Annotated in this window: 15 protein-coding genes; 7 read left to right on the top strand and 8 right to left on the bottom strand. The window is 62.3% G+C overall.

The window, feature by feature from the left end:
* Window positions 1-33: 33 nt before the first annotated feature.
* The gene (locus NW851_RS06270; RefSeq protein ID WP_414337315.1) at window positions 34-1,635 is read right to left on the bottom strand and encodes a LysM peptidoglycan-binding domain-containing protein; all 1,602 of its coding nucleotides are present in this window, start codon (window positions 1,633-1,635) and stop codon (window positions 34-36) included.
* 403 nt (window positions 1,636-2,038) lie between these two features.
* On the opposite strand from NW851_RS06270, the gene cysS reads away from it, so the two are divergent.
* Window positions 2,039-3,589 carry a cysteine--tRNA ligase gene (gene cysS / locus NW851_RS06265; protein WP_414337314.1) on the top strand — a complete coding sequence of 517 codons (1,551 nt, stop codon included), beginning with the start codon at window positions 2,039-2,041 and terminating at the stop codon, window positions 3,587-3,589.
* A 10-nt stretch (window positions 3,590-3,599) separates the two neighbouring features.
* Here the strand turns inward: cysS and NW851_RS06260 are convergent, their stop codons facing one another.
* The 4 genes from NW851_RS06260 to NW851_RS06245 all read right to left on the bottom strand — a co-directional run bounded on the left by NW851_RS06260 (window position 3,600) and on the right by NW851_RS06245 (window position 7,895).
* Window positions 3,600-5,129 (bottom strand): S10 family peptidase, encoded by a 1,530-nt coding sequence (locus NW851_RS06260; RefSeq protein WP_414337313.1) that lies wholly within the window; start codon window positions 5,127-5,129, stop codon window positions 3,600-3,602.
* Window positions 5,130-5,213: 84 nt separating this feature from the next.
* Window positions 5,214-5,807: a hypothetical protein gene (locus tag NW851_RS06255; protein WP_414334709.1), complete on the bottom strand. Its 594-nt coding sequence runs from the start codon at window positions 5,805-5,807 to the stop codon at window positions 5,214-5,216.
* Between the two features lie 332 nt (window positions 5,808-6,139).
* Window positions 6,140-7,168 carry a thiamine-phosphate kinase gene (gene thiL / locus NW851_RS06250; protein WP_414334309.1) on the bottom strand — a complete coding sequence of 343 codons (1,029 nt, stop codon included), beginning with the start codon at window positions 7,166-7,168 and terminating at the stop codon, window positions 6,140-6,142.
* 76 nt (window positions 7,169-7,244) lie between these two features.
* The gene (locus NW851_RS06245) at window positions 7,245-7,895 is read right to left on the bottom strand and encodes a class I SAM-dependent methyltransferase (RefSeq protein WP_414334308.1); all 651 of its coding nucleotides are present in this window, start codon (window positions 7,893-7,895) and stop codon (window positions 7,245-7,247) included.
* Between the two features lie 118 nt (window positions 7,896-8,013).
* On the opposite strand from NW851_RS06245, the gene NW851_RS06240 reads away from it, so the two are divergent.
* Window positions 8,014-8,229 (top strand): hypothetical protein, encoded by a 216-nt coding sequence (locus NW851_RS06240; protein WP_414334306.1) that lies wholly within the window; start codon window positions 8,014-8,016, stop codon window positions 8,227-8,229.
* Window positions 8,230-8,253: 24 nt separating this feature from the next.
* Here NW851_RS06240 and NW851_RS06235 read toward each other — a convergent pair whose 3' ends face one another.
* Both NW851_RS06235 and NW851_RS06230 read right to left on the bottom strand, forming a co-directional pair.
* Window positions 8,254-9,108 (bottom strand): ABC transporter permease, encoded by an 855-nt coding sequence (locus tag NW851_RS06235; protein WP_414334304.1) that lies wholly within the window; start codon window positions 9,106-9,108, stop codon window positions 8,254-8,256.
* Between the two features lie 54 nt (window positions 9,109-9,162).
* The gene (locus NW851_RS06230) at window positions 9,163-10,179 is read right to left on the bottom strand and encodes an ATP-binding cassette domain-containing protein (RefSeq protein ID WP_414337312.1); all 1,017 of its coding nucleotides are present in this window, start codon (window positions 10,177-10,179) and stop codon (window positions 9,163-9,165) included.
* Between the two features lie 226 nt (window positions 10,180-10,405).
* On the opposite strand from NW851_RS06230, the gene NW851_RS06225 reads away from it, so the two are divergent.
* The 5 genes from NW851_RS06225 to NW851_RS06205 all read left to right on the top strand — a co-directional run bounded on the left by NW851_RS06225 (window position 10,406) and on the right by NW851_RS06205 (window position 21,101).
* Window positions 10,406-11,518 (top strand): hypothetical protein, encoded by a 1,113-nt coding sequence (locus NW851_RS06225; protein WP_414337311.1) that lies wholly within the window; start codon window positions 10,406-10,408, stop codon window positions 11,516-11,518.
* 291 nt (window positions 11,519-11,809) lie between these two features.
* Entirely contained in the window at window positions 11,810-16,417 is a 4,608-nt protein-coding gene (gene gltB / locus NW851_RS06220) for a glutamate synthase large subunit (protein ID WP_414337310.1), read from the top strand.
* Between the two features lie 98 nt (window positions 16,418-16,515).
* Window positions 16,516-17,607: a magnesium-protoporphyrin IX monomethyl ester (oxidative) cyclase gene (gene acsF / locus NW851_RS06215; RefSeq protein ID WP_414334298.1), complete on the top strand. Its 1,092-nt coding sequence runs from the start codon at window positions 16,516-16,518 to the stop codon at window positions 17,605-17,607.
* A 47-nt stretch (window positions 17,608-17,654) separates the two neighbouring features.
* Entirely contained in the window at window positions 17,655-19,136 is a 1,482-nt protein-coding gene (locus NW851_RS06210; RefSeq protein WP_414334296.1) for a site-2 protease family protein, read from the top strand.
* A gap of 15 nt (window positions 19,137-19,151) precedes the next feature.
* A complete protein-coding gene (locus NW851_RS06205) occupies window positions 19,152-21,101 on the top strand; it encodes a tetratricopeptide repeat protein (protein WP_414337309.1) in 1,950 nt (649 codons plus the stop codon).
* Window positions 21,102-21,258: 157 nt separating this feature from the next.
* Here NW851_RS06205 and NW851_RS06200 read toward each other — a convergent pair whose 3' ends face one another.
* On the bottom strand, window positions 21,259-22,071 hold the full coding sequence (locus NW851_RS06200) for a class I SAM-dependent methyltransferase (protein WP_414334294.1): 813 nt from the start codon (window positions 22,069-22,071) through the stop codon (window positions 21,259-21,261).
* Between the last annotated feature and the right edge of the window lie 30 nt (window positions 22,072-22,101).

Here is a 22,101-nt window from a genome sequence, read left to right as displayed (position 1 = left end):
TGGTTGTTCGACCCAGGTTCTTTGGGGATAGGATCAGGGCAGATAGGGGCGGGGATCCACAGGTGCACCCCCGCCGGGGCGGACTTCAAAGTGCAGGTGCGGCCCTGTGCTGCGGCCCGTATTGCCCCGGCTCATGATCGTCTGCCCCTGCTGCACATACTGGCCCTGGGATACGTAGATCTGGTGGCCGTGGGCGTAGCGGGTAACGATCCCGTTGGGATGGCGAATATCCACGCGGTTGCCGTAGCCATCCCCGGCGTTGCCGGCAAAAATGACCTCCCCCTCCTGAACGGCTACAATGGGGGATCCCACCGGGCCGGGAATATCAACCCCCGCATGGAAGCGACCGCGACGGTAGCCAAAGCCGGAGGTGATTTGCCCGGCAACCGGCCAGATGAAGCCACTGCTGCGAGCCCGGGGAGGAGCTGGCGGCGCTGGCCGAGCTTGGGTCTGTCTCTGGGCTTGTCGGGCGGGGGCCGGGCGGGGGGGCTGCGTGCCCGGTGCCGGAATCGTCAGGCGTTGGCCAATGCGTAGCCAGTGGGGATTGCGCAGGTTGTTGGCCTCGATAATCGACCGCTGCGTTACCCCATAGCGAGCGGCGATCCGCTCGATGGTGTCACCGGCTCCCACCGTGTGGGTCAGGGAGCCACTGGCCAAGAGGGCCTGCCGTTCTTGCTGCATCTGCTGGGCCCGGCGCTGCTGCTCGGCCTGTAATCGAGCTTGCTCCTCGGCTTGGCGTTGGGCTTCCTCTTCCTGGCGGCGGCGCTCTTCCGCTTCGCGGGCCTTCTGGGCGGCGATCCTCTCCTTCTCGCGCCGGATCAGCTCGCCCACATCGCCGGGGATGAGTAGCCGCTGGCCGATGCGCAGATATTCAGGCCGATCCAGGGGGGTTGCCTCGATGATCCGCTGCTGCGGAACTTGGTAGCGGTTGGCAATGTCTTCCAGGGTATCTCCTGGCTGGACGGTGTAGATCAATCCCGGCTGGCTGGGGATCAGCAACTTCTGCCCCGGCTGCAGTGGCGTGCTGGCCTGCATACCATTGGAGACGGCGATAGCGGCGGCGTCGAGCTGGTACATCTGGGTCAGATGCCAGAGGGTTTCTCCCGGCTGCACCTCATGCTTGAGAATGCCTCGAGGCCCTTCCCCGGTTGGGATCTGGCCGGCCTCGAAGGCTTGCCGCAGTTGGGCTTTTTTTTGCTCGTAGTTCTGCTGCAGGGCGCCGGACAGCGTGTGCACCGAGGGCGGAATCGGCTCCGCCACCTGGGATCCCCAAGGGTGGCGATGCAGTTGTCGCTGCTGTAGGGTAGCGACCCCAGCCAAGCCCAGCATCAGCAGAAGGCTGGTGGCCCAAGCCGGATAACCCCGCCGCGCCGGCGCTGAATCCCCAGGCTCTGGCTGAGCTGTCTCAGCCTCGGTTGAGCGCCTGGCCGGCTGCAAATCCGCCATCTGCTCTGCCAAAGCTTCCGTGCAGGGATCCGCCTCCAGCTTCAGAAGCCACACCAGGCCCGTTAAGCTGAGAGAGAGGGCCAAACCGGCCCACCGGAGCCTCAAGGGGGCGGCAGGATCCCTGTCCCAGCCTTCATAGGCAGAAGGATCCTGAAGCGTTGGGATCTCGGGCGGAGAAAGGGGGCTCACGGCAGCACCCCTGTGCTCCAGCTCTCCCTGGTGGGGAGTTGAGAACGTCAATTTTGGGGGCATCCTCACACCAACAGGCTGACACTAGAGTGCAAGAGAAGAAGATGTCAAAATGAGGGGCACAGACCCCTTGTTATCCAACCCCACTGCGGTGGCTCAAGCCGAAGTGAAGTTGGATCATGAACAGGTTGGTTCGCACTCAGGTTAGGGTACCGTAGTTAACAAATCTAGACAAGCCTTTGCAGGTAATTTCGGCTAAAACGCTTACCCCACAATGATTTCAGCCCTTGGCCCGTTGAGATTTTGTCCAGCCTTATCCGATTCAGGGCAAAGTGTGCCACCTTACTTTTTTGAAAGATAGAGCCCACCTTGCTGTAGCTGAAACTACAAACTGGGGATATCAATGGACTTGGTTGTCTACAACACATTAACCCGCCGCAAGGAAGTGTTTCAGCCACTGGCAGCAGGGGGATCTGGGTTCATTTCTGCCGATCCTTCTCAGGGATCCGCCGAGGCGGCTGCTGGGGAGAAGCCCCTGGTGCGGATGTACGTCTGCGGCGTCACGGTTTACGATCTCTGCCACCTCGGCCATGCGCGCACCTATGTGGTCTGGGACATGGTGCGTCGTTACCTGGAGTGGCGGGGCTACCGGGTGAAGTATGTGCAGAACTTTACCGATGTGGACGACAAGATCCTCAAGCGGGCCCTAGAGCGGGGCGAATCGATGCAGGCGGTGGCGGAACGCTTCATCGCCGAGTATTTCCAGGATATGGATCGCCTCAACATCAAGCGGGCCGATCTCTACCCCAGGGCAACCCGATCGCTGCGGGCGATGTTCGAGCTGATCCAATCGCTGGAGCTCAAGGGCTTTGCCTACCGGGTACGGGATCCCCTTGCCCGTCAGGCGGAGATCCCTGCTTACGATGTCTACTACGCCGTCCGTAAATTCCCGGACTACGGCCAGCTCTCCGGTCGCAAGCTAGAGGAGCTGGAGGCAGGGGCCAGTGGCCGGGTGGGGGAGGAAGGGGCTGGCAAACAGGATCCCTTCGATTTTGCTCTTTGGAAGGCGGCTCCCCCTTCCGAGCCGGGGTTTGAGTCCCCTTGGGGTTGGGGACGTCCGGGCTGGCACATCGAATGCTCGGCCATGGTGCGAGAGACTCTGGGGGATCACATCGACATTCACGCCGGCGGAGCGGATCTCATTTTTCCCCACCACGAGAACGAGCTGGCCCAATCGGAGCCGATTACCGGCAAGCCGCTGGCCAGGTACTGGCTGCACAACGGCTTTGTCAACATCAACGGCCAGAAGATGTCCAAATCTTTGGGCAACTTCACCACCCTACGCCAGGCGCTTGCCGTCTATCACCCCATGGCCCTGCGGCTGTTCCTGCTGCAGACCCATTACCGCAGCCCGATTGACCTCACCGAGCCGGCGATGCAGGCGGCCAGCCACGGCTGGGAAACTCTCCAAAAAGGGATCCACTGCGCCCAGCAGTTTTGCCAGACGGCATCTCCCGATTGCGAGGCGATGCAAGCCTTTCAGGCGGCCATGGACGATGATTTTGGCACCCCTGGGGCGCTGGCCCTTGCTTTTGAGCTGGCCAAAGAACTGATCCGTGAGCACAACCTCTTGACCCACCAGGGCCACACCCACCTGCAGCCGCAGGTGCTGAGGCAGAAGAGCGCCGCCCTGCTGGAGATCTTGGCCACGCTGGGCTTCTGCTGGCCCCAGCCTGCCACCGCCGAGGGATCTGAGAAAGCCGTCGCCAATGGGGAACTGGCCAAGCTTCCACCCCTCGAAGAAAAGCAGATCGAGGAGCTGGTGGCCCAACGCACGGCAGCCCGCAGGGCGAAAAACTTTGCCGAGGCGGATCGAATCCGGGAGCAGTTAAAGGCCCTGGGGATCACCCTCATCGACCAAAAAGACGGCACCACCCGGTGGCTGCGGGAGTAGGGGTTGCCCATCACGAAGGGATCCCTAGGCCGGAAACGGCCTGGCGGTAGAACTGGCGCATCTCGGCAAACCACTCCACTCGCGAGGGATCCCAGGTGTAGAACATGTGGCCGCCGCGGTAGTGGCGCAAGAGAAGGTTGGCCTTGAGGCGGGGATCCAGCTTCATCAAGTCCACCAGGTGGTCGGAGGCAAAGTAAGGGGTGACCAGGTCGTAGAAGCCGTGGTGAATGCCCACCCGCAGGTGGGGATTGAGGGCCATGCTGCTGCGCAGCTCGTCCATGGCGCCAATAAACCCTTGCTTGAGTTCCCCTTTGGGGGTAAACCGCCAGGACTTGAACACCTCTAAGTTCAGGAGGTGGTAGGTCAAGTCTGTGTCCACCTGGAGGGTCTCCCGCAGGTGGCTGTTGATGGCGGCGGTAAAGAGGCGATCCACCCCATCCAAGGTGGGATCGGATCCCTCGAAGGTAGGCCGATCCGGAAAGGGATCCACCGTGGTGACGGAAGCATCGTACAGCCCCAGCACCAGCCGCTGGGAGCGCAACAGCTCGCGGGCAAAGCTGGCCGGGTCGATCCGACCGCCTTTGTGGGCCACATACTCAGGTGAGAGTCCGATCCCTGCCGCCATCTCTGTGTAGATGGCCTGCCGCTCTGCCTCTGGCATCGCCTCCCCCATGGCCAAAAGAGGCAACAGCCGCTGGCGGGCAAAGCCTTCTGCTTTGGGCAGCAAGATCTGCAAATCCTCCCCCCAGCCACACCGCCCGTGATAGGCTGCCGTGGCCACGTAAGAGGGGAACAGGGTTGCCCAGGTGCTGAGGTTGTAATCGGTGGTCTCCAGCAGCCCGAACTCGATGGCCGGCGAGATGAGAATCGCTCCTGACAGGCCCACCCCAAACTTGGCTTGCAGCTCCTTGGCCAGCCGCGCCACCCGAAATCCCCCGTAGCTCTCACCGGCAATGAAAATGGGAGAGAGCCAGCGCTTATACCGCGAGAGGAAGCCCTGGATAAACTCGCCCAAAGATTGCAAATCCCGCTCCACGTCCCAGAAGGGTGCTTCTTTGGGGGGCTCCTCCTCCTTCTCCTCCGGCTGAGTGGGCTTGGCCGCCGGATCGGATTTTTCCTGAGAACTTTTGGCGTCTTGAGACTCCTTGGGCAGGGCGCGGCTAAAGCCTGTCCCCACCGGATCGACGAAGACCAAATCAGAAAACAGCAGCCAACTTTCGGCGTTATCCACCAGTTGCACCGGCGAGGGCGGCAGGCTGCCGTTGGGCCCAAAGCAAATCCGTCTCGGCCCCAGGGATCCCATGTGCAAATAGGCAGAGGCGGCCCCCGGCCCGCCGTTGAAAACAAAAGTCAGCGGGCGGTGCGGGGAGCCAGAATCCTGCCTCAGATAAGCGACGTGAAAGATCTCAGCCACCGGCTTTTCTCGGCGGAAGAGCGTCTGCCAGCCAGCCACCGCCCTGTAGGGGAAGGACTCCCCCCCCGCGTTGAACGTGTGCTCTGTGGTGTGCAAGACAGGAGTGGACTTAGATTCTGCAGGCATAGAGACACGGGAGCTGCAACTTGCCTATCCAGTAAATCACAAGTTGCCAGATCTCCACCCCTGCCTTGGAACAGGAGCCGAGGGTTACAGGGTGAGCGGCGCTTCCAAGGTCAGATTAAAAGATTGGCCGGGGCGCAGCACCACCACCTGGGGAGCGGTAACATTGCCTACCACTACGCCAGCCGCTGCCCCTCCCAGGACATTGCCCGCCGAGACACCGCCGGTGATGGCTCCCAAAAGGGTGCCTGCGGCTGCCCCAATGGCCGCATCCTGGGCGATGGCCTCAGCCGAATACTGCCGGGGATCTTTCTCGTCGTGAAGAATGTTGGAAACAGCCCGCAGGCTATAGGTGCGACCCCCGAGGACGATGGCAGTGGCAACAAAGCGGGATCCGCCCGGCGCCGGCTCCATCTGCCCGAAGACGCGGCTGCCAGCCGGGATCACCAAACGCCCCTGGTTGTCGAAAATGTTTTGCGTGACGGCCACTTCCAGGGGATAGATGGTGTCTGGATAAAAGTATTGCGGCCCTTCGCTGCTGAGGCTGCCGACGGGAATGATCGTCCCCTGCTCAAGGCGGTAGGTGCCCAATTCAAAAAGCGGCTGGGCCACCACCGGCAAGGGGGCCAGCAGAGGGATCCCTGCCCAACCAATCACAGCGGCTGCTAAGATAGCTTTCATTGCAAATCTCCTAATTCTCCAGAGTTCTGGCGGGTGTCTGTGGCCTTGCAGGGGCAGTTGCCTTCCCTGTGCAGATCTCTCCATAACTTCTAGGTTATCGAATCAAAGTGTCAGCCCCTTTTCCGGGGTGAGTAGCTTTATCTACAACTTTGGGCAGTTTTGGGCAGCCCGAAAGCCTACTTGTTCAACTTGAATTGAGGCGCACGGCCCTCACCCCCAGCCCCTCTCCCAGAGGCCCAAGCGCTCCGCGCCGCTCACGCGACCACCCCCAGCCCCTCTCCCAGAGGCCCTCACCCCCAGCCCCTCTCCCAGAGGGAGAGGGGGGATGGGGCTCAAAAGTGCTGGAAGGCGTGCTGGCGGCTGAGGGGTTGTCCGTCACTCAACCACACCGTTCCCTGCGGATCCCAGCCGGTTACTTCCCCAATCCAGGTCGCCCCCGGCAACTGTTCCAGAAGGCGCTGGGCCAGCGCGGGCTCGGCGCTGAGCAACAGCTCAAAATCTTCCCCGCCGTAGAGCGCCCACTCCAGGGCTTGGCCCGGAAAAACATGTTGCAAAGCCGCCGAAATCGGGATCCGCTCCGCCTCGATCCGCGCCTCCACCCCACTGGTCTGGCACACCTGCACCAGAGCATCTGCCAAGCCATCGCTGGTGTCCATGCCGGCCAGGCGCAAAGGATCCGGGATCCCTTCCAAAAGGGGTAATAGATCCAAGCGCGGGCGCGGATATTGGTGCGCCCTGATTAACTGCTCTCGCTCGGCTGCCGCGGCTGAGGATCCCTGTTCGGGATGGAGCAGCAGCTCCAGGCCGGCCCGCGCGTCGCCATGGGGCCCTGTTACGATCAGCCAATCGCCCGGCTGGGCCCGTTTGCGCTCAATAGCCCGCCCCGGCTGTACCGATCCCAGAGCCGTGATCGCCACAAACCGCTGCGGCGACCGACACAGATCCCCCCCTACCAATTCCGCTCCCCAAGGGGCACAACAGGCTTGCATCCCTCGATAGAGCTCCTCCACCCAAGCCACCGGCGTGGATCCCGGCAGGCCCAGGCCCACCAGCAAAGCCAGGGGACGGGATCCCATCGCCGCCAGATCCGAGAGATTGGCCGCCACCGCGCGCCAGCCCACTGCATGGGCCGGGGTGGTCAAGTCGCTGAAGTGAACCCCCTCCACCAAGACATCGGTGGTCACCACCAACTGCCCCTTGGGAGCGGCCAACACTGCCGCGTCATCCCCCACCACCTGGTCAGGGCAGTAGCGCTGTACGATCTGCAATAGCCCTGCCTCGCCAATTGCTGAGATCTCCAGGGGAAAGGGATCGCTGCTTTGCTGAGGAGAGCTGTGAGAAAGACCGGAAAACAAAGGCACCTTTTGCGGACAAACAAAGCGGAAAGAGAGATCTGGATATCAGGATCCAATAGTGCCATGGGCAAGCCGGAGAACTTTATTCTGCCGCTCGCTGTCCAATCAAGGCATAGAAGGGATCCCCGCCTCCTCCTGCCAACAAGCTCAGCCAACCCATGGGGGCAGGCCGCTGGATGGCCTCGACAATCTCGAACCCCGGCACCGACTTAAAATAGCGCTTGACCAGCTCCACCCGCTCTGCTTCCGAGCTGTCCCGCCAAGCCTGAATCGCCTTCTGGAAAAACATGCGGTTGGAGAAGCTGACAATGAAAAGGCCCTGGGGCTTGAGGATGCGGTGCACCTCGGCAAACACCTCTTCCGGCTGCTGCAGGTATTGCACCGAAACCGTATTCAGCACCGCATCGAAGGATTGATCTGGGAAGGGCAGAATTGGGTTTTGGTTCAAGTTCTGGATGAAGAAGTGATGGAGCCGGGGGTTGGCCGCCAGTTCCTCGGCATTCATCCCATGCCCCTCCACATGGGCAAAATCCATCTCCGGCGGCAGATGAGAAACCCAACTGCTCATCAGATCGAGAATGCGGGTCTGGGGCCGCAAATACCGGCGGTACAGGTCGGTGAGCTGGCCGATAAAGCCGGCATCCACGTGGGTTACAAAGCGGGGATAGTCATAAAAGAAGGCATCGTCGCTGGGATCCAACTTGGAGCGCTGCCAATCTTCAAGAACCGCCATGACAAAAATCCTTTGCAAAGCTTAATCAAAGCTAACACTTTGGAACCCTCAGAAAGGGGGCGGGCGTGATAGCGTAGCAGGGCGACGGTGGCAATTTTGCGAGGGACTTCTTGCCGTGATGTCTGCGTCTTACGCTTCTTCGACAGCTCGCTCCTCTTCTGCCGCTGGCTTTGGCCTGCGCGACTATGTAACCGAGCTGCAGCTCCACATGGCCCTGCAAGCCCGCAGCCTCACCCCGTCTCTGGACGTTTCCCCAGCTCAGGACAGCCCCCAGGCCCTGGTGCAGCAGGCGCAAGCGGAGCTGGAGAAGTCCGTCTCCCGCCAGTGGCTTTGAGGGGCACAGCCTGAGCAGAGGTGCTCAAGCCAAACTCTTGCGCAGCACCCCCTGCACCAGCAGAACCGACACCACCACAAACCCCGTCAATAGGCCCAGGGATCCCGCCAGGGTGAGGTCGCCCCAGGGGGCCTGCAGTACCACATCGGCAAAGCTCCAATGGCTGCTGCGGTAAACATGTCGAATCGGCTCGATGGCAAAGGTGAGCGGGTTGAGGCTGGCCACCCAGCGCAGCCAGGTGGGCATAAAGCTGAGGGGAGCCAAAGCCGTGCTGGAAAAGATCAGTGGCAGATTCACCAAAAAGATAAAGGCCAGCAACTGCTGGTGCCCCGGCATAGCAAAGGCCAGGCCTAAGCTCAGGGCTGTAAAGCCCAAGACCAACAGGCCCACGATCAGGGCCACCACCGCCAAGCCCCGCCCGTCCGGGATCCCGGCTCCGAGGGCATAGTCTGCCCCCACGATCACCGCCGTCTGCAGCAGCGCCAAACTGACGATGAACAGGCTAGAGGCCAGCACAATGGAAAAGCGAGAGGTGAGGGGAGCCACCAACAATCGGTTTAAAAATCCAAATTCCCGGTCGAAAATCACCGGCACGCCGGCATTCAAGGCCCCGCCGAAGGCCGTAAACACGATCACCCCTGCCCCCAAAAACTGGGTGTAGTTTTGTCCGGCCCCGAAAATGCCGGCAGGGGCATTCTGGAACAAGGCCCCGAACAAAATCAACCAGAGCAGCGGCTGGATGATGCCGACCAGCAGGGTTGTGGGGCGACGCTGCAGTTGGATAAACAAGCGGCGGGCGAGGGCAAAGGTCTCCTGCCAAAAGTCGGCTGTAAATAGAGGAATTGGGTTGGATGGGGTTGGGGAAGCAGCAGAGGTCATACCAAGGCTCCTGCAAAGTTTTGAATGAGGTAGGGATCGGGAATCAGGGAAAAACTACTTCTTTTTGCCCAGGTTGGCTTCGGCGGCAGCCAGCTCCGCATCCAGGAGCGTTTGCCCGGTTGCCGCCAAATACACGTCATCCAAGCTGGGACGGGATTGGGTGCTGCTGAAGATCTCCAGCCCGTGGGCCTCGAGCTGGGCGCGGATCTGGCTGAGGGGATCCTCCCCATTGCGCTGCACCATGAGGTTGAGGGCGTTGCCCTGGGCGCTGTTGATCACCACTTTTTGGACAAAGGGCAGGGATCCCAGCAGTTCGGCCCCCCGCTGGGCCAGTTCTGGCGGCGCAAACTCCTGCAGCTTGAGAGTGATGCGCTCGCCGCCGACGCGGGCTTTTAGCTCTTCTGGCGTGCCTTCGGCAATTACCTTGCCGCGGTCGATGATGGCCACCCGGTCGGCCAACAGGTCGACCTCCTCCAGGTAATGGCTGCTGAGCACCACCGTAACGCCGGTGTTTTTAAGTTGGCGCAGAAAGCCCCAGATGGCCAGCCGGCTGGGGATATCCAGGCCCACCGTGGGCTCGTCCAAAACCAGCACCTGCGGCTGGTGCAGCAGTCCTGCCGCCAGATCTAGGCGTTTGCGCAAGCCGCCAGAGTAGGTGCCGATGCGTTGGTCGGCCCGGTCGGCCAGCCCCAGCAATTCCAGGACAGCGGCGATCCGCTCTTGGGCCAAGGGGCGAGGCAGGTGGTAGAGATCGGCCTGCAACTGCAACAATTCTCGCCCCGTCAGCACCTTATCCAAGGCCACCTCCTGGGCAACAAAGCCCAGCTTTTCCCGTACCGCCTTGGGATTTTGGTTGACCGGGATCCCGCACACCTCGATCCGACCTGCGTCAGGGCGCAGCAGGGTGCACAGGCAGTGCAGAGTGGTGGTTTTGCCGGCGCCGTTGGGGCCGAGAAGGCCGTAGATCTGGCCGGGCTCTACTTGGAAGGAGACATCTGCCACGGCCACTGTGGAGCCGTAGCGCTTCTGGAGTTGTTCTACCAAGACTGCAGGGGTATCTGACATGGGCATCCACCTTTCGCTCCTTCTAGGCTATCAAGCCGCTCAGGAGAAAGGGGGGGCGCCCCCTCTCGGCAGCTCTGTAGCCGCCGACTCCCTGGGATGGTGGGATCCAGACCGAGGCTCAGGATATAGTGGTTCAGGCGACGCTGAGGGGCTGCAGGTGGATTTTCGCCGATTTCCCGCTCAGCCCGCTCGCGCCGAACGGTCGCCAATGTCTGTTGTGGGGAGGAGATGAATGTTGAAACCAGAGCTCGCCCGCTGGCCTGCGCATCCCACCTGTGCGGGCCCGACTTCCCCTCTTCAATCTCTCATCCAAAATCTCATCAAACCCAAACTGGGATCTTTTGCAGCTTGGGCGATCTTGGCGCTCGGCCTGGTCGGCTGCGGCGAGGCGACAACTCCGCTTAGCCCGCTGGAAAATGCCTTTTTGCGAGCTGACGACTTTGAAATTACAGGGGGATCCCCGACAGCAGGCGGGGTGGGGCCCTACCTTCAGTTCAACGTGCGGCGGCAGCGGGACAACCAGATCTTGAATCGCCCCTTCAACGTCTATGTGGAAAATGCGGGGCTGGCGGAAGGGCGACCTCCTCTGGTCGATAACCAAAACCACCCCATCCTTCTCCAACGCTCGGTGGCTTTTTTGGGCAACGGCCTGGACTTGAACAGGGATGGCCAGCCGGATCCGCCTCCCAGAGAACCTCCCAGCCTCGACAGTAGCCCGCTGCTGCCCTATGCGCCGCCCAACAACTGGCAAAGCCGCGCCGTCCTCGCCTACGTCCCCCGCCAGGCCAACATCCCCGGACGGGGCCCCGGCGACCGCTTTGGCCTCTACTTCTCCTCCATCCTGTCCTACAGGGGGCAACTTCGCTTCCGCGCCCGCGACGAGCTGGGCAACGCTCCCGCCCGCATCTTTGAGGTTACTTATCCCCCGGCACCCAGCCGGGCCAACGTCACCGTCACCTTGGCCAACGTTAGCGCCAGCGCCCAAGAACCGGTGCTCATCGCCATCTGTAACCAGTTGGGGGCTGCTGCCGTGGTGGGCCTGCGGAGCGGCACCTTTACCGAGCTGGTGGATCTTTTGCCGGCCCCCAGCTTGCCGGTGGATCCCAGCTTGAGCGAGCCCATCCGCTACGTGGCCGAAGCCTATCAGTTCAACCGCGAGCGAGCCGTTATCCGCGTCTCCCAGAATGCTGCGGATCCCAGCCGCATGAGCGTTCCCCTCTTGGGATCCGAGGGCACAACCGGCAGGGCAGACTTGACGATGGTGAACTCCACCGCTGATCGGCTCACCTGCTTTAACGACCGGCTCTCCGATCTGCGCAATACATTTTCTGACTTCTTCAGATAACAATTAAGCCACAGCTTTCCACCTGCCGGTTTGCAGCAAGCGGAGCCAGTAAAAGCTGGAATGTACGGCCTGGCTTTCCCAGATCGTCCAAAGTCTGCTGAAGAAGCTAGCCGAAAAAACTCGAAAAATCTGTTCATGGCAAGCTTTTTTGGCTTTCCTGGCTTATTCGATTGCCCTATTGGCAAAATCTAGCCCTGACTTGGGCCTAACCCCTTTTCCTGTCGGATTGGATTGCGATATGCTGGTTTTCCAACTCTAAAATGTGATCGACTCCGAGCTGTTTTTCTGCCCATGAATCCCCATCGCTCCCAGGCTTCGGTTCCTATCCTGCAGGAAAACTGGCACTTTCAAGAGCGGGATGCCTGCGGCGTTGGGTTCCTGGTGGATCGCCAGGGGAGGGCCAGCCACGAGCTGCTGCAAAAAACCCTCCAAGCTCTCACCTGCATGGAGCACCGGGGCGGCTGTGGCGGCGACAACCAAAGTGGCGATGGAGCCGGCATTGCCACGGCCATTCCCTGGGCGCTGCTGCAGGCAGAGAGGGAGGAGATCCGAGCTTGGGATCCCCGCCGCAGTGCTGTGGGCATGGTGTTCTTGCCCCCGGATCCCGCCGAGTGCCAAGCAGTGCGGCAGCTCATCGACGACTACTTGGCCACCACGGAGTGGGGACGGCCCCTCTGGCGCCGGGTGCCGGTCAATCCGGAGTGCCTGGGGCCAATGGCGCGACAAACCCTGCCTTCTATCTGGCAAATGCTCCTCACCCATCCCAGGCTGGAGGGGGATGAGCTGGAGCGACAGCTCTATTTGCTGCGGCGGCGCCTGCGGCGGCAGGTGGAAAGCCGATTCGGCTTTTACTCCATCTATTTTGCTTCCCTCTCCTGCCGGCTCATCGTCTACAAAGGCATGGTGCAGTCAGCCGTGTTGGGCCAGTTTTACCGCGATCTGCACAACCCCCTCTACACCACCGCCTACGCCACCTACCACCGCCGCTTCAGCACCAACACCCTGCCCCGCTGGTCGCTGGCCCAGCCCTTCCGCTACCTCTGCCACAACGGCGAGATCAACACCTACCTGGGCAATGTCAACTGGATGGCTGCCCGCGAGCCCTCTTTGGCCCATCCCCTCTGGGGCGAGGCCATCGAAGAGCTCAAACCCGTCATCGATCCCGGCACCAGCGACTCGGCAGGCTTGGATGCGGTCTTCGAGCTCTTGATCGCGTCGGGCTACTCCAGTCAGCAGGCGATGATGGCGCTGATCCCGGAAGCCTACCGCCACCAGCCGGAGCTGCAGGATCACCCGGAAGTGGTGGACTTCTACGAGTTTTTCGCTGGCCTGCAGGAAGCGTGGGATGGGCCGGCGATGGTGGTCTTCTGCGACGGCAAAACCATTGGCGCCACTCTAGATCGCAATGGCCTGCGCCCGGCCCGCTACGCCCTCAGCCGCGATGGGTTGCTGGTGGTGGCTTCAGAAGCCGGGGTGGTTCCCCTGCCGGAAGCCGAGATCCTAGAAAAGGGGCGGCTGGGACCAGGGCAGATGCTGACGGTGGATCTGCAAAGTGGCCGGCTCTACAAAAACTGGGAGATCAAAGCTCGGGTGGCGGCCCAACACTCTTATGGGGAATGGCTCAAGACCTGCCGCGTCCAGCTGGCCAGCCAAGACTTTGAGGTTGCCCCGCAGCTTGCGGAGGAGCAGTTGCTGCAGGTTCAAACCGCCTGCGGCTACTCCTCGGAAGATGTGGAGATGATCATCGAGGAGATGGCGGCCACAGGCAAGGAGCCGGTTTTCAGCATGGGGGACGACGCGCCGCTGGCGGTGTTCTCCACCCAGCCCCACCCCCTTTACGACTACTTCAAGCAGCGCTTTGCCCAGGTCACCAACCCGGCCATCGATCCCCTGCGGGAAAGCTTGGTGATGTCTTTGGAGGTGTACCTGGGATCCAAAGGCAACCTGCTGGAGATCCGTCCGGAGCATGCTCGCCTGCTGCACCTACGCAGCCCGGTGCTCAACGAGGCGGAGCTAGCTGCCCTGCAGCGGACGCCTTTCTCTTGCCGGACGCTACCCATCCTCTACCCGGTGGCCGCTGGGCCAGAAGGGCTGGCCGCTCAGGTGCGAGCCCTGTGCCAAAAGGCGGCGCAGGCAGTGCGGGAGGGGGCCGAGATCTTGATCCTTTCGGATCGCGGTCTCAGTGCTGAGCAAGCCTTGATCCCGCCTCTGCTGGCCGTGGGTGCCGTCCACCATCACCTCATCCAGGAGGGGCTGCGCCTACGCGCTTCTCTGGTGGTGGAGACCGCCCAATGCTGGAGTACCCACCACTTTGCCTGCCTGATCGGCTATGGGGCCAGCGCCGTCTGCCCTTACCTGGCCTACGAGGCGGTGCGCCAGTGGTGGCACAAGCCCAAGACGCAAACCCAAATGGCCGCCGGCAAGCTGCCCCAGCTCTCTTTGGCCGAAGCCCAACTGAAGTACCGCACGGCCATCGAGGCGGGCTTGCTCAAGATCCTCTCCAAGATGGGCATTTCTCTGCTCTCCAGCTACCACGGGGCGCAGATCTTCGAGGCCATCGGCCTCAGCCAAGAGGTGATCGAGCTGGCCTTCCGCGGCACGGTATCCCGGGTCGGGGGGATGACGCTGGCAGATCTGGCCCGCGAGGGCATGGCCAACCACTGCCGCGCCTTCCCCGAGCTGAGCGCGAAAAAATTGGAGAACTTTGGCTTTATCCAAGCGCGGCCCAAGGGGGAGTACCACATCAACAGCCCGGAGATGGCCAAGCTGCTGCACAAGGCCATCGCCTCAGGACAGCCCGACCACTACGAGATCTACCGGGCCCATCTGCGCCACCGCCCCCCCACAGCCCTGCGGGATCTGCTGGACTTTCGCAGCGACCGGGATCCCATTCCCCTAGAAGAGGTAGAGCCGGCCACCGAGATCTTCAAGCGCTTTGCCACAGGAGGGATGTCGCTGGGAGCCCTCAGCCGCGAGGCCCACGAGACCCTAGCCATTGCCATGAACCGCATTGGCGGCAAGTCCAACTCCGGCGAAGGTGGAGAAGATCCGGAGCGCTACATCCCCATCACCGATGTGACGCCGGAGGGCACCTCGGCGCGCTTCCCCCACCTGAAGGGCCTGCGCATGGGGGACAACGCCAGCTCGGCAGTGAAGCAGGTAGCTTCGGGCCGCTTTGGCGTGACGCCAGAGTACCTGCTCAACGCGCGGCAAATCGAGATCAAAATTGCCCAGGGAGCCAAGCCGGGCGAGGGCGGACAACTGCCGGGCAAAAAGGTCAGCCCCTACATTGCCAAGCTGCGCCGCTCCAAGCCGGGGGTGACCTTGATCTCGCCGCCGCCCCACCACGACATCTACTCGATTGAGGATCTGGCCCAGTTGATCTTCGACCTGCACCAGGTCAACCCGCAGGCGCAGGTGTCGGTGAAGCTGGTGGCGGAGGTGGGCATCGGCACCGTGGCGGCGGGGGTGGCCAAGGCCAATGCCGACATCATCCAGATCTCCGGCCACGAGGGGGGCACGGGGGCTTCTCCTTTGAGCTCGATCAAACACGCGGGGGCGCCCTGGGAGCTAGGCCTGGTGGAAGTGCATCACGCCCTTTTGGAAAACGGCCTGCGGCAGCGGGTGATTCTGCGGGTGGACGGCGGCATTCGCACCGGCTGGGAAGTGGTGATGGCGGCCATGCTGGGGGCGGAAGAGTTTGGCTTCGGGACAGTGGCCATGATTGCCGAGGGGTGCATCATGGCGCGGGTCTGCCACACCAACAACTGCCCGGTGGGGGTGACCAGCCAGAAAGAGGAGCTGCGCAAGCGCTTCCCCGGCACTCCTGACCAGGTAGTAACTTTCTTTACCTTTGTGGCCGAGGAGGTGCGCCAAGTCCTAGCCCAACTGGGCTACCGCTCCTTGGAGGAGGTGATCGGCCGGGTGGATCTACTCTGCCCCCGTACCGACGCGGCTCTGGAGAAAACCCAGTCCCTCAACTTGGACTATCTGCTGCGGACTCCCCCCGGCTTCGATCCCCACCAGCGGCCCGAGTGGATAGACCATGAGCTGGTGCATGGCAACGGCCCGGTGCTGGACGAGGCAATCCTGGCGCGGCCCGAGGTGCAAAAGGCCATCGAGACCTGCGACACAGCTACAGTGGAGCTCCCCATCGCCAACACGGATCGCTGCGTGGGCGGACGCATTGCCGGCACCCTGGCCCGGCTGTATGGGGATACCGGCTTTGCCCGACAAGGGGGGCTGCTGGATCTGCGCTTTGTGGGCAGCGCCGGCCAGAGCTTTGGGGCCTTTACCTTGGCGGGCATGCGCCTGACCCTGACGGGGGAAGCCAACGACTACGTGGGTAAGAGCATGTGTGGCGGTGAAATTGTCATTCTGGCTCCCCCAGAAGCTCCGCGGGATCCAGCAGAAAACGTCATCCTAGGCAACACCTGTCTGTACGGGGCCACCGGCGGATCCCTGTTTGCCAACGGCCAGGCAGGAGAGCGCTTTGCCGTGCGCAACTCCGGCGCTCAGGCGGTAATCGAGGGATCCGGCGACCACTGCTGCGAATACATGACCGGCGGCGTGGTGGTGGTGCTGGGGCGGGTGGGCCGCAACCTGGGGGCGGGCATGACCGGCGGCCTGGCCTACGTGCTGGACGAGGAGGGCAATTTCCCCGCCAAGGTCAACGGCGAGATCGTGCGCATCCAGCGGATACAGACGGCGGCGGCGGAAGCGCAACTGAAGGGCCTGATCCAGGAGCACTACCGCCGCACCCATTCCCCCAAAGCCGAGCGCATCCTGCAGAACTGGGAGCGCTACTTGCCCCTGTTTTGGCAGGTGATCCCGCCTTCGGAGGAGGGGAGTGAGCTGACGGATCCGGCGCAATCCCAGCCGGTGGCGCTGCCGTCGTAGGGGATCCGGGGCCTGTCGGTAACACTTCTTATCCCCTCGACGGCCAAAGAGGCTGGTAAACTGCGAGTGTATCCTGGCCTTTTCATCCTGTAACCCCTATGAGTTCCACTTTGCAAGCTGCCCAAACCCAGGCGCGAGTGCCCACTGAGACCATCCTGACACCGCGCTTCTACACCACCGACTTCGAGGCCATCGGCAAGATGGGGTTAGGCGATCGAGAGGCCGACTTCCGGGCCATCCTGGAGGAGTTTCGCGCCGACTACAACCGCCACCACTTTGTCCGCGGCGAGGAGTTCAACCAAGACTGGGAAAGCCGGCTTGATCCGGAGGCGCGGCGGCTGTTTGTGGAGTTTTTGGAGCGCTCCTGCACGGCGGAGTTCTCTGGCTTCCTGCTCTACAAGGAGCTATCTCGCAAGCTGAAGGAGACCAACCCGGTTTTGGCTGAGTGCTTTGCCCTGATGAGCCGCGACGAGGCCCGCCACGCCGGCTTCCTCAACCGCGCCATGGGCGACTTTAACTTGGCCTTGGACCTGAGCTTTTTGACCAAGCACAAGTCCTACACCTATTTCGCGCCCCGCTTCATCTTCTACGCCACCTATCTCTCCGAGAAGATCGGCTACTGGCGCTACATCCTTATCTACCGCCACCTCGAAGCTCACCCCGAAGACCGCATCTACCCCATCTTCAACTTCTTCAAGAACTGGTGCCAGGACGAGAACCGCCACGGCGATTTCTTTGCCCTCATGCTCCTGAGCCAGCCGCGGCTGCTCAAGGGATGGGTGGCGGAGCTGTGGTGCCGCTTCTTCCTGCTGTCGGTGTTTGCCACCATGTACCTCAACGACGTGGGCGAGCGCCCGGATTTCTACCGTCTCATCGGCCTGGATCCCCATACCTACGACATGGAGGTGATCTACAAGACCAACCGCGAGGCGGCCAAGGTCTTCCCGGTGGTGCTGGATGTGGAGAACCCGGAGTTTGTGCGCCGGCTGCAGAAGTGCGTGGCCAACAACGCCAAGTTGAGGGAGATTGCCCGCGGATCTGGCCCCTTCAAGGGCCTGCGCAAGCTGCCCCTTTACCTCAACAACGCCTACCAGTTCCTGCGGCTGTTCCTGCTCAAACCGCGCAAAGCTGGCTTTTACTTGTGGGAGCAGCCGGAGCCTCGTTTTGAAGAAGCGCCTGTTTCTGCTTGAGCGGCTCTTGATTCCAGCTCAGTATCGGTAAGCCTCGTAGGTCAGCCATGAACATCGCCGCCGAGATTACGCCCCTCTTTTTGTTGGGAACGCTGGCCTTTTTGGGGTGGGGGTTCTGGCGAGCCCGCCGGCGGGGATCCCTGGCCGTCTGGGTGTGGTTCCAGGGATCCCTGCTCCTTTTGCCGTGGGTGGTCTTCCTGGGGCTGCTGCTGTTTGGGGTTTACCTCAGCTTTGCTGGCTTCCTGCTGCTATTGCTGGTGTTCACGGGGCTCTACATTGCCGTGGGGCGCAAAACCCGCCAGTTGGCCCAGCAGGAGCTGCAGGCGCGGCGGCAGCAGTTGGCCCAGATGGAGGAGCGGCAGGAAATCCCCTCGGAAGGGGCTGGGGAGACGCCTGTCGAGCAACCTTTGGTCTTGCGGGGCATCTCTGCGGAAGATTTGCAGGCGATTCAATCCATCTTCGGTCTGGACACCTTCTTCGTCACCGAGACCATCCCCTATGGGGAGGGGGCGATCTTCAAGGGCAACCTGCGCGGCGAGGCAGAGGTGGTGGTGCCCCTGCTGACAGAAAAGCTGAACGAGCGGCTGGGCAGCCGCTACCAACTGTTTTTGGTGGAAGATGCCTCGGAAAAGCCGGCGGTGGTGGTCTTGCCGGATGAGATCGTCAACTACCGCGCCTCGACAGGGGCACAGATCCTGGCTGCGGGCCTAATGATAGCTAGCTTTCTGGCCACTTTGGAGGTGGGGGCAAATCTGTTGGGCTTTCGGCTGTTGGAGGCGCCGGGGCGCTGGGTGGAGGCCCTGCCGGTGGCGGCGGGGATCTTTGCCATTTTGCTGGTGCACGAGACCGGACACCGCTGGATGGCCGGCAAGTACGGCGTACGCCTCAGCCCAGCTTTTGTTATTCCCAGTTTGGGGATCGGCACGCTGGGATCCCTAAACCGCATCCAGTCGCCGGTGCCCAACCGCAAGGCCCTGTTTGACATTGCCTTTGCCGGCCCGGCGGCGGGGGGTCTCCTTTCCTTGGTGGTGCTGCTGGTTGGCCTGAAGCTCTCCGGCTCCGGTGGCCTATACGTGCCCACGGAGATCTTCCGTAGTTCCATCCTGGTGGGCACGCTGGCGCGGCTGGTGCTGGGATCCCAGTTGCAGGCGGAGCTGGTGCCCATTCACCCCTTCGTGGCCGTGGGCTGGATTGGCCTGGCCATCACCGCCTTGAGCCTTTTGCCGGCAGGGCAGTTGGACGGCGGGCGGATCGTGCAGGCGGTGTACGGGCGCAAGACGGCGGCACGTGCCACAGTGATTACCCTGATTGCCCTGGCGGTGGCGGCCATCAGTAACGTTTTGGCTCTCTACTGGGCGCTGCTGATTCTCTTTATTGCCCGCGAGCCGGAGCGTCCGCCGCAGGATGAGATTACCGAGACCGACGGCCAACGGGATGCCTTGGCGCTGCTGGCCCTCTTTTTGATGGTGATGACCCTGCTGCCCATTGCCCCGGCCTTGGCGGGCTTCCTCAACCTCCCCAACGGCTAAAGTCTGGGAAGCTTGATGTCGCCGCCGGGAAAGGGCTTTGGTCCCAGCCGAGATAATAGAGAGAAGCACCTGCAGCGCCTGCTGCTTCAGGCTGTCCACCATCACCAGGCGGGGCAACTGCAGGAGGCCATCTCCCTCTACCAACAGGTGTTGCAAGCCCAGCCCGCCCACCCGGAGGCGCTGCACCTCTTGGGGGTCTGTCGGCAGCAGCAGGGATCCCTGGAAGAAGCCATTGCCCTGATGCAGCAGGCCTTGGCGCAGCAGCCGTGGTTTCCCGACGCCCACTTGAATTTGGGCATTGTTCTCAAGCAGGCGGGGCGGCTGGGGGAGGCAAAAGCCCACCTCCAGCAGGCCTTGGAGCAGGGGGGACCGGATCCGGAAGTTCTGTACCAGTTGGGACTGGTGCTGCGGCAGCAGGGGGAGTTGGAGGCGGCCCTGGTGCCGCTGAGGCAGGCTCTGGAGTTGCAGCCAGACTTTGCCGATGCCGCCTATACGCTGGCCATCCTGTTGCGGGATTGTGGCCGGGAGGAGGAAGCTGCCGAGCTGTTCTACCGCCTCTGGCAAGCCGATCCGGCCGATTTGGCGGCGGCCCTGGGCTGGTGTGTCAGCCAGTTGCCCCTGCTCTACGACACCTCTGAGCAGATCCCAGTTGCCCGGGAGCGCTACCGCCAGGCCCTGGAAAAGGTCAGGGCCCGCTGGGCACAACTGCCGCGGGATCCCAAAACCCTGGAGCGGGCGGCTGCTGGTGTTGGCTCCGTCCAACCCTTCTTTTTGCCCTACCAGGGCCAGAACGACCGCGAGCTGCAGCACCTGTACGGATCCCTGGTGGGGGAGGTGATGGCGGCCCGCCACCCCCAGCCCCCCGTTCTCCTGCGGCGCCGTCCTGGGCGGCTGCGGGTGGGCATCGTCTCCGGCCTGTTCCGGGATCACTCTGTTTGGAAGATCCTGACCCACGGCTGGGTAGAAGCTTTGGATCGCTCCCAAGTGGCCCTCTACGGCTTCCACACCTCGGCCGTCCAAGACGAGATTACGCGCTCCCTGCCACCGCGTTTTGAGCAGTTTATAGCCGGATCCCGCAGCTTGGCGGAGTGGCAGGCGATCATTCGAGAGGCGCAACTGGACGTGCTCCTCTACCCGGAAGTGGGCATCGATCCCGTCTGCGCCCAGTTGGCCGCCTTGCGTTTGGCCCCTGTGCAGGCCATGGCCTGGGGACATCCGCAAACCTCTGGCCTGCCGACGCTGGACGTTTTCATCAGCAGCGAACTGATGGAGCCGTCGGATGGGACCAGCCACTACACCGAGCAGCTCCTGCCCCTGCCCGGCATCGGCACCTACTACATTCCTCTGGCTATTGACCCCGCCCCTGTGGACTGGCCAGCCTGGGGTATGGATCCCGATAGGGTGCTCTACCTCTGCGCCCAATCTCTGTTTAAGTACCTGCCCCTGTACGACGAGGTCTTCCCCCGCATTGCTCGGGAGGTGGGGCGGTGTCAATTCCTGTTTTTGCGGGGCCGACTCTCCCAAGGGATCCGCCAGCGCTTTTGGCAACGGCTGCAGCGGGCCTTCCGCGCCTACGGCCTGGCCGCGGAAGACTATGTGCTGCTGCTGCCGGAACTCTCCCCCGCCCAATATGCCGCCTACAACGCCCTGGGAGATGTTTACCTGGACAGCATTGGCTGGTCTGGCGGCAACACCACCCTGGAAGCCCTGCCCCACGGGCTGCCCATCGTCACGCTGCCGGGATCCCTGATGCGGGGTCGCCACACCCACGCCATTCTGCAGCAGATGGGGATCCACGCAACCATCGCCTCTAACCTAGATGAGTATGTCCAGATTGCCGTGCGGCTGGGCCTGGATGACCGCTGGCGCGAACAGATGGGCCAGCAGGTAAAAGCCCGCCAGGAGCGCGTCTACCGGGATCCGGCCCCCATCCGCGCCCTGGAAGCCTGGTTGCAAAGCTTATAGGTGCGAGAAATCACAGTCGTTTCAAACAAGATTGAGACGCCCTCACCCCCAGCCCCTCTCCTTTGTGGGAGAGGGGAGCTAGAGATCAACCAGCAAGCTATTCCATAACTGCTTGCTATAAAAAAGGGATAGAGCGGCAAGGGATCTACATGGCCGGTTAGGAGCGCAGCGCCCGCACAAAGGCCACCCAACCCAGGCTGAGATAGCGCTCCAGGTGCAACCCCACCTGCTGAAAGTGCTCACGCAACTGGGTTTCTGAGAAAAACCGAAGGCCGCTTGCTTCCAACCACCGCTGCACCATCTGCCCCCATCCCTGCACCTGCTGGCTGTGCATCGAGACAAACACCCCTCCCGGTTGCAAAACACGGGCAACTTCCCGCAGACAGGGATGCAAAGGCACTTCGTTCAGGGTGGCGCCGCTGATCACCGCCCCAAACGTTCCAGAGGCGAGGGGAAGCTGTTCGGCTCGGGCCCGCACCAGGCTGTAGCGCTGCCAGTGGGGCTGCGCCTGTTGGGCTGCCTCGGCCAATACCCCTGCCGCATTGTCCAAGCCGATCACCGTCCGCTGCGGATCCCTGGCCAGGAGCAAGCGGCTCCAGTACCCCCCTGCCGTGCCCAAGTCCAAGACGGGATCCGCCTCGCCCACCAGTTCCGCCAGCAATTGGCCTTCCCGCTCGCTGCCGAAGCTCTCTCCCGACAACAGCGACAGTGCCCAAGGCCGCCAGAGGCGATCGTAGCCCCAGGCAAACCCGGGCAGATGGGCAATGGCCTGAGCGGGAGTGAGCGGCCAGTCCGGCAAGGTGGCCAAAAAATCCACCGCTCCAAAGGCGGTGATGGGGTAAATTTGCCCGCAACTGGGACAGTAAACCCGATCCGCCGCGGATCCCGGCTCACGTCCCGGTGACAGGTTCAGCCCGTCTTGACCACAGCTCAGGCAGCGGTAGAGGTGAACCGGCAAAGCAGAGAGCATGAGACAGCCCAACGCAACCCACAACCCGCA

Origin of the sequence: Synechococcus sp. H55.7 (assembly GCF_047462395.1) — a bacterium.
In the GTDB taxonomy this organism is placed as follows: domain Bacteria; phylum Cyanobacteriota; class Cyanobacteriia; order Thermostichales; family Thermostichaceae; genus Thermostichus.
The sequence above is the reverse complement of the archived record's forward strand: the minus strand, read 5'-3'. Positions and strand labels throughout refer to the sequence as shown.

Excerpts from the sequence above, each read along its gene's own strand:
- cysS (WP_414337314.1), top strand. The coding sequence starts at position 2,039 with ATGGACTTGGTTGTCTACAACACATTAACCCGCCGCAAGGAAGTGTTT.
- NW851_RS06260 (WP_414337313.1), bottom strand. The coding sequence starts at position 5,129 with ATGCCTGCAGAATCTAAGTCCACTCCTGTCTTGCACACCACAGAGCAC.
- NW851_RS06255 (WP_414334709.1), bottom strand. The coding sequence starts at position 5,807 with ATGAAAGCTATCTTAGCAGCCGCTGTGATTGGTTGGGCAGGGATCCCT.
- NW851_RS06245 (WP_414334308.1), bottom strand. The coding sequence starts at position 7,895 with ATGGCGGTTCTTGAAGATTGGCAGCGCTCCAAGTTGGATCCCAGCGAC.
- NW851_RS06240 (WP_414334306.1), top strand. The coding sequence starts at position 8,014 with ATGTCTGCGTCTTACGCTTCTTCGACAGCTCGCTCCTCTTCTGCCGCT.
- NW851_RS06235 (WP_414334304.1), bottom strand. The coding sequence starts at position 9,108 with ATGACCTCTGCTGCTTCCCCAACCCCATCCAACCCAATTCCTCTATTT.
- NW851_RS06230 (WP_414337312.1), bottom strand. The coding sequence starts at position 10,179 with ATGCCCATGTCAGATACCCCTGCAGTCTTGGTAGAACAACTCCAGAAG.
- NW851_RS06225 (WP_414337311.1), top strand. The coding sequence starts at position 10,406 with ATGTTGAAACCAGAGCTCGCCCGCTGGCCTGCGCATCCCACCTGTGCG.
- gltB (WP_414337310.1), top strand. The coding sequence starts at position 11,810 with ATGAATCCCCATCGCTCCCAGGCTTCGGTTCCTATCCTGCAGGAAAAC.
- acsF (WP_414334298.1), top strand. The coding sequence starts at position 16,516 with ATGAGTTCCACTTTGCAAGCTGCCCAAACCCAGGCGCGAGTGCCCACT.
- NW851_RS06210 (WP_414334296.1), top strand. The coding sequence starts at position 17,655 with ATGAACATCGCCGCCGAGATTACGCCCCTCTTTTTGTTGGGAACGCTG.
- NW851_RS06205 (WP_414337309.1), top strand. The coding sequence starts at position 19,152 with ATGTCGCCGCCGGGAAAGGGCTTTGGTCCCAGCCGAGATAATAGAGAG.
- NW851_RS06200 (WP_414334294.1), bottom strand. The coding sequence starts at position 22,071 with ATGCTCTCTGCTTTGCCGGTTCACCTCTACCGCTGCCTGAGCTGTGGT.